Source organism: Mycobacterium sp. 29Ha (assembly GCF_032883055.1).
Lineage (GTDB): Bacteria > Actinomycetota > Actinomycetes > Mycobacteriales > Mycobacteriaceae > Mycobacterium > Mycobacterium gallinarum.
In genome coordinates this window covers 1-1,111 of the sequence record NZ_JAMQTI010000079.1, presented here as the reverse complement: position 1 = coordinate 1,111, position 1,111 = coordinate 1, and the positions used below count along the sequence as shown (strand labels likewise).

1 protein-coding gene is annotated in these 1,111 nt (G+C 62.5%); it reads right to left on the bottom strand.

The window, feature by feature from the left end; genetic code table 11:
• Positions 1-988: IS481 family transposase (locus M1248_RS33265; RefSeq protein ID WP_317150939.1), on the bottom strand; the 988-nt coding region annotated here is incomplete at its 3' end.
• Positions 989-1,111 lie beyond the last annotated feature (123 nt).

Below are 1,111 nucleotides of genomic sequence, written 5' to 3'. Positions count from 1 at the left end.
TGTACTGCCCAGGCAGGTTGGTCAACCGCGTTATAGGCGGGACCTTCCCGATCGCCGAGTGTTGCCGGTGGTGATTGTAGGTGTGAAGCCAAGGTGCCAGAGCGGATCGGCGCTGGGCCTCGCTTTGGTAGTGGCGGCTAAACGCCCACTCTGCGGCCATTGTCCGGTGAAAGCGCTCCGCCTTGCCGTTGGTTTGAGGCCGGTAGGGACGGGTGCGTTTGGGCTGCACGCCCAGCTCAATGCATGCCTGTCGCCAGGCCTTGGACTTATAGCAGCTGCCGTTATCGGAAATCACTCGTTCGACGACGACTCCGCGCGTGCGAAACCAGCTCACTGCTCGGCGCAGCACCGCGATGGCAGTGTCAGCGGTTTCATCGTTGTGGATCTCGGCGTAGGCCACCCGGGAGTGATCGTCGACAACGGTATGAACATAGGCGTGGCCTAGCAGCTCATCGCCGCGTCGGCTGCGGCGGATGCCAGGTGTCGCCACACGATTCTTGCCGCCCTGCGCACGTCCGACAAACCGCCACCCCCCGCCGACAGGGATGTTGCCCAGCTTCTTGACATCGACGTGGATCAGTGAGCCTGGGTGGTCATGTTCGTAGCGACGAATCCGCTCACCGCTGCGAATATCGATGTGGGACAACCGGTTGAGCCGACACCGAACGAGTACAGCGTGAACCGTTGAGGCCGGCATCGACAGCCGAGACGCGATCGCCAACGGCGAGAGTCGATGCCGCCACCGCAGTGCCACGATCCGCCGAACAACAACCTGCGGGGTGCGGTGAGGACTACGGTGCGGGCGGCTTGACCGATCAGCCATTCCGGCTGCTCCCATCGCCACGTAACGGCCAGCCCAACGCTTGGCCGTAGGCCAAGACACGTGGAAGTGCTCGGCCGCCCGAGCAATCGGCCAGCCCTCGTCAACAATGCGACGCGCAAGCAACAACCTGCCACGCGGAGTAAGAACGGCATTAGCGTGAACCATGAAGGTCTCCTGTCTGTGCGGTGAAGTGGTAGCAGCTCCACTCCACGACGGGAGACCTTCGCCAATCAACGACCGCTACAGCGAGTCGTCACACTTTCTCAACCAACCTGCCTGGGCAGTACA